The 14,597-nt window shown below is 41.8% G+C and carries 13 protein-coding genes; 6 read left to right on the top strand and 7 right to left on the bottom strand.

The window, feature by feature from the left end; genetic code table 11:
- Nucleotides 1-6: 6 nt before the first annotated feature.
- The 5 genes from ACYPWY_RS09250 to ACYPWY_RS09230 all read left to right on the top strand — a co-directional run bounded on the left by ACYPWY_RS09250 (nucleotide 7) and on the right by ACYPWY_RS09230 (nucleotide 4,155).
- Nucleotides 7-1,635: a DUF4836 family protein gene (locus ACYPWY_RS09250; protein ID WP_459685244.1), complete on the top strand. Its 1,629-nt coding sequence runs from the start codon at nucleotides 7-9 to the stop codon at nucleotides 1,633-1,635.
- A gap of 17 nt (nucleotides 1,636-1,652) precedes the next feature.
- Nucleotides 1,653-2,297, top strand: a complete 645-nt coding sequence (locus ACYPWY_RS09245) for an ATP-binding cassette domain-containing protein (RefSeq protein WP_459685295.1) — start codon at nucleotides 1,653-1,655, stop codon at nucleotides 2,295-2,297.
- On the top strand, nucleotides 2,294-3,469 hold the full coding sequence (locus ACYPWY_RS09240; protein WP_459685243.1) for an ABC transporter permease: 1,176 nt from the start codon (nucleotides 2,294-2,296) through the stop codon (nucleotides 3,467-3,469). The genes ACYPWY_RS09245 and ACYPWY_RS09240 overlap by 4 nt, the downstream gene beginning before the upstream one ends.
- A 93-nt stretch (nucleotides 3,470-3,562) precedes the next feature.
- Nucleotides 3,563-3,781 (top strand): hypothetical protein, encoded by a 219-nt coding sequence (locus ACYPWY_RS09235; protein WP_459685242.1) that lies wholly within the window; start codon nucleotides 3,563-3,565, stop codon nucleotides 3,779-3,781.
- Nucleotides 3,763-4,155 carry a type II toxin-antitoxin system VapC family toxin gene (locus tag ACYPWY_RS09230; protein ID WP_459685241.1) on the top strand — a complete coding sequence of 131 codons (393 nt, stop codon included), beginning with the start codon at nucleotides 3,763-3,765 and terminating at the stop codon, nucleotides 4,153-4,155. Before ACYPWY_RS09235 ends, ACYPWY_RS09230 begins: the two co-directional genes overlap by 19 nt.
- Nucleotides 4,156-4,359: 204 nt before the next feature.
- Here ACYPWY_RS09230 and ACYPWY_RS09225 read toward each other — a convergent pair whose 3' ends face one another.
- From ACYPWY_RS09225 to tig, 6 genes are all read right to left on the bottom strand, one after another.
- The gene (locus ACYPWY_RS09225; protein WP_459685240.1) at nucleotides 4,360-5,964 is read right to left on the bottom strand and encodes a S41 family peptidase; all 1,605 of its coding nucleotides are present in this window, start codon (nucleotides 5,962-5,964) and stop codon (nucleotides 4,360-4,362) included.
- Nucleotides 5,965-6,065: 101 nt separating this feature from the next.
- Nucleotides 6,066-6,521 (bottom strand): pantetheine-phosphate adenylyltransferase, encoded by a 456-nt coding sequence (gene coaD / locus ACYPWY_RS09220; RefSeq protein ID WP_459685239.1) that lies wholly within the window; start codon nucleotides 6,519-6,521, stop codon nucleotides 6,066-6,068.
- A gap of 1 nt (nucleotide 6,522) precedes the next feature.
- On the bottom strand, nucleotides 6,523-8,706 hold the full coding sequence (gene recQ, locus ACYPWY_RS09215; protein ID WP_459685238.1) for a DNA helicase RecQ: 2,184 nt from the start codon (nucleotides 8,704-8,706) through the stop codon (nucleotides 6,523-6,525).
- Between the two features lie 130 nt (nucleotides 8,707-8,836).
- Entirely contained in the window at nucleotides 8,837-10,069 is a 1,233-nt protein-coding gene (clpX, locus tag ACYPWY_RS09210) for an ATP-dependent Clp protease ATP-binding subunit ClpX (protein ID WP_459685237.1), read from the bottom strand.
- A gap of 3 nt (nucleotides 10,070-10,072) precedes the next feature.
- Nucleotides 10,073-10,735, bottom strand: a complete 663-nt coding sequence (gene clpP, locus ACYPWY_RS09205) for an ATP-dependent Clp endopeptidase proteolytic subunit ClpP (protein ID WP_459685236.1) — start codon at nucleotides 10,733-10,735, stop codon at nucleotides 10,073-10,075.
- A gap of 198 nt (nucleotides 10,736-10,933) precedes the next feature.
- A complete protein-coding gene (gene tig, locus ACYPWY_RS09200) occupies nucleotides 10,934-12,298 on the bottom strand; it encodes a trigger factor (RefSeq protein ID WP_459685235.1) in 1,365 nt (454 codons plus the stop codon).
- Nucleotides 12,299-12,586: 288 nt separating this feature from the next.
- On the opposite strand from tig, the gene ACYPWY_RS09195 reads away from it, so the two are divergent.
- Nucleotides 12,587-13,405, top strand: a complete 819-nt coding sequence (locus ACYPWY_RS09195) for an enoyl-ACP reductase FabI (RefSeq protein ID WP_459685234.1) — start codon at nucleotides 12,587-12,589, stop codon at nucleotides 13,403-13,405.
- A 965-nt stretch (nucleotides 13,406-14,370) separates the two neighbouring features.
- On the opposite strand, the gene ACYPWY_RS09190 is transcribed toward ACYPWY_RS09195, so the two are convergent.
- Nucleotides 14,371-14,597, bottom strand: a 227-nt coding sequence (locus ACYPWY_RS09190) for a hypothetical protein (protein ID WP_459685233.1), incomplete at its 5' end; no start/stop codon positions are given.

Here is a 14,597-nt window from a genome sequence, read left to right as displayed (position 1 = left end):
ATGATTATGAAAATTACAAGACTGTTTTTGGCGATTGCAATAATAGCTATTGCTTTTGCTTCGTGTTCAAAATCTTCGGATGGTTTGACCAATGTTATACCGGCGAATGCGTCTTACGTGGCAAGTGTGGATGTGAAGTCTTTGGTGGAAAAATCAAATTATGATATTTTCCAAAACGAAACTGTTCTTAGAGGAATAAATCTGGGCAAGGGCCTGTTGGGTAAAAAAGAAGCCGTTGATTTGTTGGAAGCCTTCACAAAAGACGTCAATTCGTTGGGTCTGAACCTGAAAGGCGATTGCTACGTCTATACCGACTACACATATTACGGAGTGGTGTTGGGGGTGAACGATGCCGAAAAAATTAAAAATGCGCTCATCAACCTCTCGCTAACCGATGCCGATGGTATCAAAACCGAAAATGGAACCTCTGTTTTTGCTCCAACCGACGTTTTTGTTGCTGCCTGGACTTCGGACAAATTCTTGTTATTGGGACAAGTAAATCCTTATGCTCACCGATATGATGAAACCAAAGAAGCCGTTGATTTAAAAGCATTGGCCGTAAAGCAGCTGGCACAAGACGAAAAGGAAAGCATTAACTCGAATCCTGGCTTTGTTAAATTCCTGGAGGAAAAGAAAGATATTTCGTTCTTTTATACCTACTCAGCCGAAAACTTTAAAGCATTAGGTCAATTGTATGGTGGCGTGGAATTGCCAAAAGAAATAATCAGTATAATAGATGACTTAAATGGCGCAACAGTTGCTTCCCATATTTCATTTGATAAGGGCGAAATAAAAACAACGGCTAAAGTTTATTACGCGACTTCCGATGCTGAAAAGAAATACAAAGAACTTGCTGAACAGTTGGTGGGCGAATTGAAAGGCGAACAATTGAAATCTGTTCCGGTGAATGCTATTTTTGCGGTATCGACCAACATTAAAGGTACAGGCATGTACAATTATTTAGGCAAGTTGAATCTGCTTCCGCGCATCAAAGAATACGACACGGAAGATTTTCTCAATACCGTTCTCAATGAAGTTGACGGCGATGTAACATTTGCTATCAATAATATTGTCTCCGTGAAAAAATCTCATTCTTACAGCGATGGCGAAACGTATGAATACAATGACACTAAACCCGAATATACCGTACAAATTGATTGCAAGGACGGTAAAAAAGCCCTCGATTTTGTAAAAACCACATTCCCTTTCCCTACCGATGCCCTGAAAGAAATTGACGCGAAAACTTATTCGTTGAGCGTAAGTGGATCGGAATATTACTTTGGCGTACAAGGCAATACTGTTTTCCTGACAAACAGCAAGCTCGGGTTGGATAACATTAAAGCGAAAAAAGACAACTCAAACAAATTGGCTAAACTGGCTAAGGGTAATGTTTTGGTTGTCGGTGGAGACATCAAACCATTGGAAAAGATTGCTTTAAACGAAATTTCGGATAAAAAAGGCTCGGTTATCGTAAGCGATCTTATCAATTTGTTCGACACATATAATGTTACATCAAATAACGAAAGCAGTCAGGGAAAAATAGAAATGACCGACAAGAGCCAAAACAGCTTGGCCTCCATTTTCCAATTTATTGACAGAACATTGACTTCGTTGAATAGCGAACTTCCATTTTAAGTATGAATACCGGCGAAATAAGAAGAATTTCATTAAAGAATCTGCTGCCCGCTGTCTTTTCCGGCGAGAAGGATTTTGAATCCGGCGTATGGAAAAAGGACATTCAGTTTGAACGGGAAAATTCGTATCTTATCGAGGCGGTCTCGGGCAAAGGAAAAAGTTCTCTCTGTAGCTATATTTACGGCTACAGGGAGGATTACCTGGGCGATATATATTTCGACACCGCCAATATCAAGTCATTCAAGCCCAAAACCTGGGATACGATAAGAACGAAAAGATTGAGCCTCCTGTTTCAGGAATTGAATCTTTTTCCCGAGCTGACGGCGCTGGAGAATGTATGGCTGAAAAATAACCTGACGCATTACAAAAATGCCGCCCAAATAGATGACATGTTTGATAGACTGGGCATCACGAACCGCAAGCATCAGAAAGTGGAAAAAATGTCGTGGGGACAGCAACAACGGGTGGCCATCATTCGTTGCCTCTGCCAGCCTTTCGACTTTATTATACTGGACGAGCCTGTCAGCCACTTGGACGACGACAATGCGTCTATCATTGCCTCGTTGGTACAGGAAGAAGCCAACCGGCAACAGGCCGGCATCATTGTTACCTCAATAGGCAAACAGTTGCCCCTGGATTATTCAAAAAAGATTTTGTTATGAATTTAGTATGGAAACTGCTTCGGGAGAATGTCAGCAAAGTGCAGCTGGGAGGGTTCTTCGTTGCCAATCTTGCCGGGATGACAATAATCCTTATTGCCGCCCAATTCTATTTCGATATAAACCCCTTATTTTCGGGTAAAGATGATTTGTTCAGGAATTATTTTCTGACGATTACCAAAAAAGTGGGATTTCTGAACGCCTTGTCTTCCAATTCAACAGGCTTCACTCCAAAAGAAATTGAGGACCTGAAACAGACAGGCTTCGTGAAAGATGCAGGCGCCTTTACGCCCTCGCAATACGGTGTGTATGCGGGAATAAGGCAAGGTGGCACAGCTTTTGGCGCCGAAATGTTTTTTGAATCGGTGCCCGACAAGTTTATTGATGTAAAAACAGAGGACTGGCGGTTCTCGCCCCTGGATAATTCGGTGCCCATAATCCTGCCGAAAAACTACCTCGACTTATACAATTTTGGCTTTGCCGAATCGCGCTCGATGCCGAAAATATCGGAGGGAATGATTGGCTTGATTGCCCTTGATGTTACTATCTTCGGACGTGGAGGCCGTAAACAACTGAAAGGACGTATTGCAGGCTTCTCGAACCGGATCAATACTATTCTTGTCCCCGAAACATTTATGACTTGGGCAAACCAAAGCTACGGGAATAACGCCTCTAAAAACCCCTCGCGGTTAATGCTCGAAATCGGAAATATTGCCGACCCCCGCCTCGAACAATACTTCAAGGACAAGGGCTACGAAATAGAAGGCGAAAATACTGCCGCCAGCCGAATGGCGCTATTTCTGAAAATGCTGGTAGGCCTTGTCGTTGTAATCGGAGCAATTATTTGCATCCTTTCGATAACCATCCTCACGCTCAGCGTCTATCTGCTGCTCGAAAAAAATATGAGTAAATTGCAGAAATTGAGGCTGATAGGATACAGCAAATCATCGGTAGCCAAACCCTACGAGTGGCTTATCGCAAGCATCAATCTGGGCATACTCGTCCTGTCGCTTCTGCTTGTGGTAGTGGCAAAAGCCAATTACTCGGAACTGGTATCAAAAGTATTACCCGATTTTCAGCCTGCCGGATTGCTCCATACAACGCTTATAGGTTTGGCTATATTTATTGTTCTTTCGGCATTTAATGTTTTTATTATCAGGAAGAAGGTGAGGTAGAAATCTCAAATTCTCATTAATATCTGCAAGATTTGTTTTGTACAAAGATTATATATATCTTCGTATCAAACAATTAAAATCTGAACATTGATTATGGTTACATTAACAATTGAAATCAAAGACCCACAGACATTCAGATTGCTGAAAGATTTGGAAGACATGGATTTATTGGCTATTGTTCGCAGCAAAAAGAAAGTAAAATCCAACACTAAAATATCGGAACGATTAGCAGGGTCGATTACTTCGGCACAGGCAGAAATCATGCATCGTGAATTGGAACAAATGCGTGGGGAATGGGAGAGAAATATTTGATTGATACCAACGTTATTATTGATTTTTCCCAACAAAGGTTTACTTCAAGTAGTTCTCGTAGGGTTGCAGAAATTCTGGATAACAGTCCGGTAATATCTGCTATTACCCAAATAGAACTGTTGGGGTTCTCAGTTGTTCCTCAACAAATTGAGGATTTTATTGATATAGCTGATATTCTAAATATTGACAGGTCTGTCATTTCCAAAACGATAGAAATTCGTCGATTGTATAAAATCAAATTGCCGGATGCTATTATTGCAGCAACAGCAATAGAAAACGACTTGATATTGCTAACTCACAACATTTCCGATTTTAAAAAAATCCGTGATTTAAAACTGACAAATCCATACGATTGGCAAAATGAAGAACAATAGGTGAGGTAAGAAGATTCCAAAAAAGGGGCTGTCTCAAAAGTCTGTCATCCCGTACCTGACACGGGATCTCCTAACAATATCATCTGACGGTCAGGAGATTGCGGGTCGGATCCCGCAATGACAAGCCTGGGTAGAGTCTTATGAGACAGCCCCTTTTCTATTGAATCCGCTTATCTGCGTGCTGATATTTTTTCGAGCTCCCTCTTATTTTCCGCCCAACAAATGCCGGTATTCCTTATCGTTGTTTATCACTTCCAGGCCTTTCTGGAAGATGGGATTTTCTTCGTTCATTATTTTGTAATAGTCGCTGCTTTCGTACAGGTTTTGAGCGATTAGCGCTTTTATTTGCAGCGATATTAAGGATTTCGACTGTTCAAACTCCGCTTTATTTATGTTAATCTTCTCTTCTTCGGCCATGCTCAGCAGTTTATCCAGAACAGCTTTACCGGTGGTGTAGTTTTTCCGGTATGCCTCAATAGAGGGGTATTTTGCCAGCAAGTCTTTGCGGTGATTATCTGCTTCGGCCAGATAAAGCTTATGAATCAAGCCTTTTGCTATAAGTTGCTGATGAAATGTAGTCAAGGTATCTATCGGCACAAAGTAGTCGGGCATAATGCCGCCGCCGCCATATACGGTGCGTTTGTTTACCATTGTCTGGTACTTCAACGAATCGGGAAAATGAATGCTGTCCGCCGACATCATTTCGCCGTGATTGTAGCGATTGATAAGGTCTTCGTTGTACGATTCTTTGTCCCCGTTTGTATAAGGTTTCTGGATGCACCGGCCCGTAGGGGTGTAATAGCGGGCTACGGTTAAACGCATGGCCGAACCGCCCGGCAAGGGGAACTGCCTTTGTACCACCCCTTTTCCAAAAGTTCTGCGTCCGACAATCACGCCTCTGTCCCAATCCTGAATGGCTCCCGAAAGGATTTCGCTAGCCGATGCCGAGCCTTCGTTGACCAAGACCACCAGTTTTCCATTTTCAAATACACCCTTCGATTTAGAATATTCGCTTACACGCAACTGATGCTTGCCTTCGGTATATACAATCAATTTATTTTCGGTAAGGAACTCATTCACCAAGTCTATGGCCGTTTGAAGATAGCCGCCGCCATTACCCTGCAAATCGAGTACAAGATTCAGCATTCCCTTTTGTTGCAATTGGATGAAAGCATCTTTAAATTCCCTGTAAGTATTTGCCCCAAAACGGCTCAGTTTTATATAGCCTGTTTTGGAATCTATCATATAAGAAGCATCCAAACTATGAATGGGTATTTTATCGCGTGTAATTCGGAAATCTAACAGGTCTTTTACGCCTCTCCGCAATACTTTTATGTTCACAACAGTGCCTTTGGGGCCGCGGAGGTGCTTCATTATGGTTTTAGTCGTCATTTTTACGCCGGCGATAATCGAATCTTCCACCTGAATAATGCGGTCTCCCGACAAGATGCCTACCTTTTCCGAAGGGCCGCCTGCAATGGTTTCAATAATAAAAAGCGTATCGCTCACCATATTGAACGAAACGCCGATGCCGTCGAAATTGCCTTCCAAGGGTTCGTTTACTTCCTTCAGTTCGCTGGCTTTGATGTAACTCGAATGCGGATCGAGCTTTTCCAGAATGGCTATGATGGCATCTTCCGACAGTTTGTCGTTATCTATATCGTCAACGTATGTTCTTTCTATAATAGTAGCTGCGGTGGTTAGTTTTTGGATAGCCTCACTTATTCCGAACTGCTGGGCAAAAGCTACATGGCTGCATCCCACAAAACAAATGGCAATACATAGCGACTTAATTGAATTATATTTCATCTTTGTTTATATAAGTACAGCAAGCATCCACATTGATTTGTTTTATCAATCGCAACTAACTGATGTTTTTAGGTTTACAAAAGTAACAAAATATTTTGTCTTTACAATTTCATTCCTTTCGGAATAAAATCGCTAATATCGTGTCCGTATGACAGGAGTTCCCTTACAACAGTAGAACTGATATGCGTAAATCCGGGTTCGGTGAACAAGACCAATGTTTCTATGCCCGATAACTGGCGGTTCATATCGGCTATGGTTTTTTCGTATTCAAAGTCGTTTACCGTTCTGATTCCCCTGATCAGGCAACAAGCGCCTGTTTTTTTCACAAAGTCAACCGTCAAACCGGCGTATGTATCTACTGTTACCCCGGGATGTTGGGCGTAAAGATTCCGAATCATCTCTATCCGTTTTTCGAGGGGGAAATAGCTTTTCTTCGTTTCGTTTATGCCAATGGCAATCACAATTTCGTCCACCAATTGCAAGCTTCTTTCGACAAGCGAATAATGGCCGACCGTAAACGGGTCGAATGTTCCCGGAAAAACAGCTTTTTTCTTCATCTTAGTTGGCCATGTCGGAGATAAACTTAATTCTGACCAAGCGTATTTCGTCTTCGGTGTACATGCCAAGTTCCTTTATAGCGCTCTCCAAATCATCGGATTCCGCTTCCTGAAAATAGTCGAAAATGTCGGCAATATGATCTTCGTCGATGACTTCCTCCAAAAAGTAGTCGATATTTATTTTTGTACCCGAATAAACGATTGCTTCCACCTCGGCCAAGAGTTCGGAAAATTCTATGCATTTGGATTCGGCCAAATCATCAAGGGCGACTTTCCGGTCGATGCTCTGAACAATAGCCACCTTCAGTTTCGATTTGTTGGCTACGGTTTTTACTCTTAAATCCTCGGGACGTTCTATTTCGTTTTCCTCGACATGCTTTTTGATTAGCGCCACAAACTCGGCGCCATACCTTTTTGCTTTACCGGCGCCTACTCCCGGAATATTTTGAAGCTCATCCAGCGTAATCGGATAGATAGTTGCCATGGCCTCGAGCGAGGGATCCTGAAAAATAACGTAGGGAGGAACATTCAGTTTCTTCGACATTTTTTTCCTCAAATCTTTCATGATAGAGAACAAAACAGGATCGACAGCGGAGATACCTCCGTTTTTTACCACAACATCGTCGCCGTCGTCTTCATCCATATCCTCCTCCTGGGCAATTTTAAAGGAGACCGGTTTTTTCAGGAAAGCTTTTCCTTTTTTCGACACTTTGAGCAAACCGTAGTTTTCGATGTCTTTGTCAAGATAGCCTTCTACCAGCGCCTGACGAATCACGGCATTCCATGTATCTTCGTCGACATCGTCTCCCGAGCCGAAAACTTCGAGGGTTTGATGGCCGTAAGTTTCTATTTCAGAAGTTTCTTTTCCTCTTAAAATATTTATAACGTACTCCGATTTAAACTTTTCTTTTAATGCAACGATAGCTTCGATTGCAGTTAATAATAATTCTTGTGCTTCCACCTGCTTTTTAGGGTTTAAACAATTGTCACAATTACCACAGTTACTTTGATTGTATTCTTCGCCGAAATAATGCAGAAGAACTCTTCTTCTACACGCTGCCGTTTCGGCGTATGCAGCCGTTTCTAATAATAGTTGCTTACCTATTTCCTGTTCGGCGACAGGTTTGCCTTGCATAAATTTCTCCAGTTTTTGCAAATCCTTGTATGCATAGAATGCAATACACCGGCCTTCGCCTCCATCACGTCCCGAACGCCCTGTTTCCTGATAATATCCCTCCAGACTTTTGGGAATATCATAATGAATCACGTAGCGCACATCCGGCTTGTCGATGCCCATACCAAAGGCAATGGTGGCAACAATCACATCGGCTTTTTCCATCAGAAAGGCATCCTGATTTTCGCCGCGGATGCTACTGTCGAGGCCTGCGTGATAGGGTAAGGCATTAATTTGGTTGGCTTTCAGAATTTCGGTAAACTCCTCCACTCTTTTCCGGCTCAGGCAATATACAATGCCCGACTTGCCCGGTTGAGAACGGATATACCGGATAATGTCCCTGTCGATATTCTCGGTTTTACGGCGAATTTCGTAATACAGGTTCTCGCGGTTGAATGACGACTTAAACACTTTAGCGTCAATCATTCCGAGATTTTTTTGTATATCGTTTTGCACCTTTGGGGTTGCCGTAGCTGTCAGCGCAATGATAGGACGCTTGCCTATTTCGTTGATTATAGGCCGTATCCGCCTGTACTCAGGACGAAAATCGTGTCCCCATTCCGAAATACAGTGCGCCTCGTCTATGGCATAAAACGAAATATTTGCATTTTTGAGAAAATCTACATTTTCTTCCTTTGTGAGCGATTCGGGTGCAACAAACAACAGTTTTGTCTTCCCTGCCACAATATCGGCTTTAACCTGTTCGATAGCGCCTTTTGTCAGCGATGAATTGATGAAATGGGCAATTCCATCCTCTTCGCTAAAGTGCCTCATTGCATCCACCTGATTTTTCATCAGGGCAATCAGCGGCGAAATAACAACGGCTGTACCTTCGGTCATTAGCGCCGGCAATTGATAACAAAGCGATTTCCCTCCGCCGGTGGGCATAAGGACAAAGGTATCATTACCTTCCAAAATATTGTAAATGATAGCTTTCTGGTTTCCCTTGAAGGTATCAAATCCAAAATATTTTTTTACTTCCTGTATGAGTATGTCGCTTTTATCTTGCATAAACAATGCTGTTCCCGATATTTAAGGTTGTTATTTTTCGGCCAGTTAATTTAGTATATTTTACGTTTAGAATGCAAATAATATTTGTTAAAATATATTTATCTCTTCAACCCTTTTTCTTCGGGGTTTATTATGAGGCTTTTAATCTATTCAGGTGCGACTTCTCGAGACGTTCTTCCGCATATTCTCTTGTTACATACAGCTTCTGTTCTTTTGTGGAAGGAATGGTGAACATGGCATCCATCATAATGGTTTCCACAATCGAGCGCAATCCCCTCGCCCCCAGGTTATATTCAACCGCCTTATCGACAATGTACTCAAAAACCTCTTCATCGAATGTCAATGCAACATCGTCCATCCTGAACAATTTGACGTATTGTTTGATGATTGAGTTTTTGGGTTCGGTCAATATTCTCCGCAAAGCAGCCCTGTCGAGCGCATTCAGATAGGTTAGTATGGGCAATCGCCCGATAATTTCGGGGATAAGGCCAAACGATTTCAAGTCCTGAGGCGTGATGTATTGCAAAAAGTTGCTTCGGTCTATATCGGCATTCTTTTTCGATGAGGCATAACCTACCACCTGTGTGTTGAGGCGTTGCGCAATTTTCCGCTCTATGCCGTCGAAAGCTCCGCCACAAATGAACAATATATTCTTTGTGTCAACCGCAATCATGCGTTGTTCGGGGTGTTTACGTCCGCCTTGCGGGGGCACGTTCACAACCGAACCTTCCAACAATTTCAGCAAGCCCTGTTGCACGCCTTCGCCGCTCACGTCTCTGGTGATGGAGGGATTATCACCCTTGCGGGCAATCTTATCTATTTCGTCGATGAAAACTATACCACGTTCGGCAGCGGGCACATCATAATCGGCAGCCTGCAACAAACGGGTCAGGATGCTTTCGATGTCTTCGCCTACATATCCGGCCTCGGTGAGCACGGTTGCATCGACAATGGCAAAGGGTACATGCAATTTTTTCGCTATGGTACGCGCCAGCAGGGTTTTTCCTGTTCCGGTAGGCCCTACCATAATAATATTAGACTTTTCTATATCAACGCCATCGTCATCGGCGTTTTGTATCAAACGCTTGTAATGGTTGTAAACCGACACCGACAGGTATCGCTTCGCATCATCTTGCCCAATGATATAAGAATCGAGAAATTCTTTTATCTGCTGAGGCGTGGGCAGGTTGTTTTTGTCGAGCCCCGTATTGTTTTCGGCCTCCAACGACTCTTTTACAATCAGGTAGGCCTGTTCCACACAGCTATCGCATATATGACCCGAAATGCCGGCAATTAATAAGTTTACCTCCTTGTCGCTGCGTCCGCAGAAACTGCAGTAATCGTTCGCTTTTTTTGCTGCCATGTCTTATTTCCGTGTCAATATATCATCAATCATACCATATTCTTTTGCTTCCACAGCATTCATCCAGTAATCGCGGTCCGAATCTCTGGCAACGTCTTCTATCGGTTTTCCCGAATGATCGGCGATGATTTGATACAGTTCCTGCTTCACTTTTGCTATTTCGCGCGCCGTAATCTCAATATCGGAGGCTTGGCCTTGTGCGCCGCCCAGTGGTTGGTGTATCATAACCCGCGAATGTTTCAGCGCGAAGCGTTTTCCTTTTTGTCCTGCCACCAAAAGCACTGCTGCCATGGATGCGGCAATACCGGTGCAGATAGTCGATACATCGCTGCCGATAAACTGCATGGTGTCGTATATGCCATAACCGGCATACACCGACCCTCCGGGCGAATTGATGTAGATGGATATATCTTTCCCCGAATCGGCAGAATCGAGGTATAGGAGTTGTGCCTGAATAACGTTGGCGGCGTATTCGTCGATAGCTGTTCCCAGAAAAATAATGCGATCCATCATCAATCGGGAGAACACATCCATTTGCGCCACATTCAACTGACGTTCTTCAATAATTGTCGGCGAGATATAACTGCTGGTTATATCCATATATTTCTCAAGACCTAAGCTATTCAGTCCCAGATGCTTTGTTGCATATTTCTTAAAATCATTCATCGTTGTATCGTTTTTTTAATAGTCCTATTTTTATCGAATGTCAAGATACAAAGAAAGGTTTTATGCCAATCCTTTTCTCTATTAAACAAAGTTATGAATAAAAAATTGAAACAAACAAATTAAAACTTTGCTAATATAAAAAAAATTTGGTCTAAAACCTCTCTTCTCGAAAAATTCAGGCTCTTTTATCGAAGTTTATCAAGCTTCTTCAAAGAGTTTTTTGAAATCGTCAACCGAAATTTCTTTTTCATTTAGTCCTAAAGTCGATTTCAAGACCCCTGTAATTTTTTCTTCTATAACGCGGTCGGCCAGGTTGCGGGCTGTTTCTTTGTTCTTCAGCATTTCGCCGGCATAGTTTTCGAGTATGTCAGCGGGAAGATTCATCATGCCGTATTGTGCAAATTGTGCTTTGGTTGCATTCTGTGCAGCAGCCAACATGTCTGCTTCCTCAATTTTCAGGTCGTTGTCTTTTACTATTTGTTCTTTGATGAGGTGGAATTTCAGGTCTTCAACAATTTTCGGATAATCAGCTTCTACCGATTCCTGGGTTTTGTCTTTTCCCGAAACCAGCAACCATCTTTTAAGGAATGCATCGGGGAATTGTACATCGCCTGCTTTTTTCTCCAGCAGTTTACGCGCATCAATCAAGAATTTATAGTTGCTTTCGGGAGTAAATTGTTCGGCGATATTTTCTTTCACTTTCAGTCTGAAATCGGCCTCAGTAGTAACAATGCCTTCGCCAAACACCTTGTCGTACAATTCTTGTCCCAATTCAGCTTCTTTGTAACGTGTAATTTCTTTCACGGTAAAAGAAAATTCGGGAGCGATAGATTCTACTTTGTCTTTTTCGATGTGCAGGAACGAGGCTATTTCGGCTTCGTTTCCATTGTATGCTTTTCCGGGGTTGATAACCACAACATCGCCCAGCTTGACATTTGCAAACTTGGCTTTTTCGGTTTCTTCTTTCACATACGAGGGCATCAGCACGCCATTGTCCACAAAAATGCCGCCTTCCTTAACTTGTCCATCTTCCAGTTCACGGATTTCACCTTTCAGCAAATCGGTTTCTGCGGCAGCTTCGTCTGTTATGGTTTCGTATTTTCCATAGTTCGCTTTGAATGAGCCTATTTGTTTGTCAATCAACTCATCATCAACAGCAATCTTATAGAAATCGACCTTATCTTTTTTGCTGAGAGCCAATTTTATTTCGGGAGCCAAAGCCAAATCGAAAAAGAAATCGAAATCTTCGCCTGCTTCAAAATCAATTGGCTGTTGCTTTTCCAGGTTGGGAAGCGGCTCGCCCAAAACATTCAATTTGTTGTCTTGAATATATTTGTATAAAGTTTCGCCGACCAGGTTGTTTATTTCTTCCGACAAAATAGATTTTCCATACATCTTTTTGACCATTCCCGCCGGAACATGTCCCTGACGGAAACCCGGAACAGTTGCTTTCTGACGGAATGTTTTCAATGATTTTTCTACTTTTTCTTCGTAGTCGGGCTTGTTAATGGTGATTTGAATGATAGCATTAACACTATCTACATTAGTAAGAGATGTATTCATCTTCGTTATATATTAATTGTATAATTATTATTCCAAATTTGATTATCAGAGCTTTCGCTTTCCGACTGTAAATTTTTACAGGCTGCAAAAATAACCTTATTCCTGCAATATTCAAATTTATTTGGTGTTTTTTGAATGACTGTAGATATAAACAAAATTTAGAAGTTGAATCTGCAAAACACGGATATTTTTCCAAAGAAGATAAATTATTGCACATTTTTACTACTTTTGTGCTGATTTTATTTCAAAAAGATAAAGGTATTATTCACATTAAAAGGATACAAAGAAATGAGTTACAATTTATTAAAGGGAAAAAGAGGAATTATTTTCGGCGCCTTGAATGATAAATCAATCGCATGGAAGGTTGCTGAAAAGGCCGTTGAACAGGGCGCTATAATAACATTGTCCAATACGGCAATAGCTGTGAGAATGGGTGAAACAAACGCTTTGTCCGAAAAGTTGAATGCGCAGGTTATAGCTGCCGATGCAACCAGCGTGGAAGATTTGGAACAAGTTTTTATTCAGTCGCAGGAAATATTAGGTGGAAAAATTGATTTCGTGCTTCACTCCATCGGAATGTCTCCGAATGTGCGTAAAGGACGCAACTACGACGACCTTGATTATGGATTTTATGATAAAACCCTGAATATCTCGGCTGTCTCTTTCCACAAGATGATGCAGGTAGCCAAAAAACTGGATGCCATTGCCGATGGTGGATCGGTATTGGCTTTAACGCACATTGCCGCTCAACGCACATTTACCGGATACAACGACATGGCCGATGCCAAGGCGCTGTTGGAATCAATCGGACGTAGCTTCGGCTATGTTTACGGACGCGACAAGGGCGTGCGGGTGAACACCATTTCGCAATCGCCTACGCTCACCACTGCCGGACAAGGTATTGGAGGCATGAACGCATTCTTCGATTTTGCCGAAAAAATGTCGCCGCTGGGTAATGCCAACGCCGAAGAATGTGCCGATTATTGCATCGTCATGTTCTCCGACCTCACGCGCAAAGTAACCATGCAGAACCTGTTCCACGATGGAGGGTTCTCCAACATGGGGCTAACATCGGCAGTTGTTACCGATTATATCGAAAAACAATAAGGCAACTATATCGCTACAAAATAGCGAAGGGGCTGTCTCATAAGTCTGTCATCCCGTGCTTGACACGGGATCTCCTAACAAACATCAGCTGAATGTCAGGAGATTGCGGGTCGGAGCCCGCAATTGGAGCGGAGCGTAAATCGGCCTGAGCCAATGACAAGCTCAGAAAAAGACTTTTGAGACAGCCTTTTTTTTATTTTTTGCACAAAAGCTGCGCGCAAAAGAACGCTAATTACGCAGATTACACAAATTTACGCAAATAAACTACTATATCTTTTTCTTATCTAATTGAATTTCAACAATAAATAAATTGCGATAATTTGCGTAATCTGCGTAATTAGCGTTCAAAAATACTTTCAATACAGCCACTCTTGCCCATGTTCTATATGGCAATTTGCTGTTGAATTATCACCTGCTTTCACATAGATAACCCACTTACAATAAATACGCTAGGCCAATCCGATAAAGGATTATCCCCTGTTTTTAATCATCTGAGGTTTTAATATTTAAAATCGCCAATGAACTTGTAGGGATTTATGCGGGTTTAAACGATGTATCTTCAAAAACCTTTTTTCTCTTATTATTCTATATATTCCTATAAGTAGATATATACAATTTATGTAATTTAATTTTCTTCTAAAATCAACATTTTATATTGCTGTAATAATATTATTATCAATTTATTACAAATAATTATAGAAACAGGTGTAACTATATATCATATATAATTTATCAGAGTGATTACAGCATATTATTTAGCTGCAAAAAATCTTATAATTATAGATATTCATTTATCTATAATTATAAGATACAATTTTACTAATATTTGCAGTATTCTGTAAATCAACAGGTTACATTTTTAGGCTTGGAAATATTGTTCGTGTTTTTGCCAATTCGTTGCTGGAGCACAAGCTGCAAGCCTGTGCGTCAGAAGTAAATAACGGACGTGGCACGCCACGTCTCTACTAATATATCAATTTTCTAATTAATTGGTTACCAGATTGGTGCGATTTTTTCACGGTATAAATACGGCCTTGCTGCGGATGCAATACCTTTGCGCCAAGCAGATTGTAATATTGCGCGGAAATAACGGGATCGTTGGAAATGATAGCCTCAACGGACGATACAATATCATCTTGTATATGGGTGAAATTCTTCCATTCATCTGCACCCTCGTAAGTTTCTTTGCTGC

The organism is Viscerimonas tarda (assembly GCF_054601255.1).
This window is presented reverse-complemented; position numbering and strand designations above follow the sequence as displayed.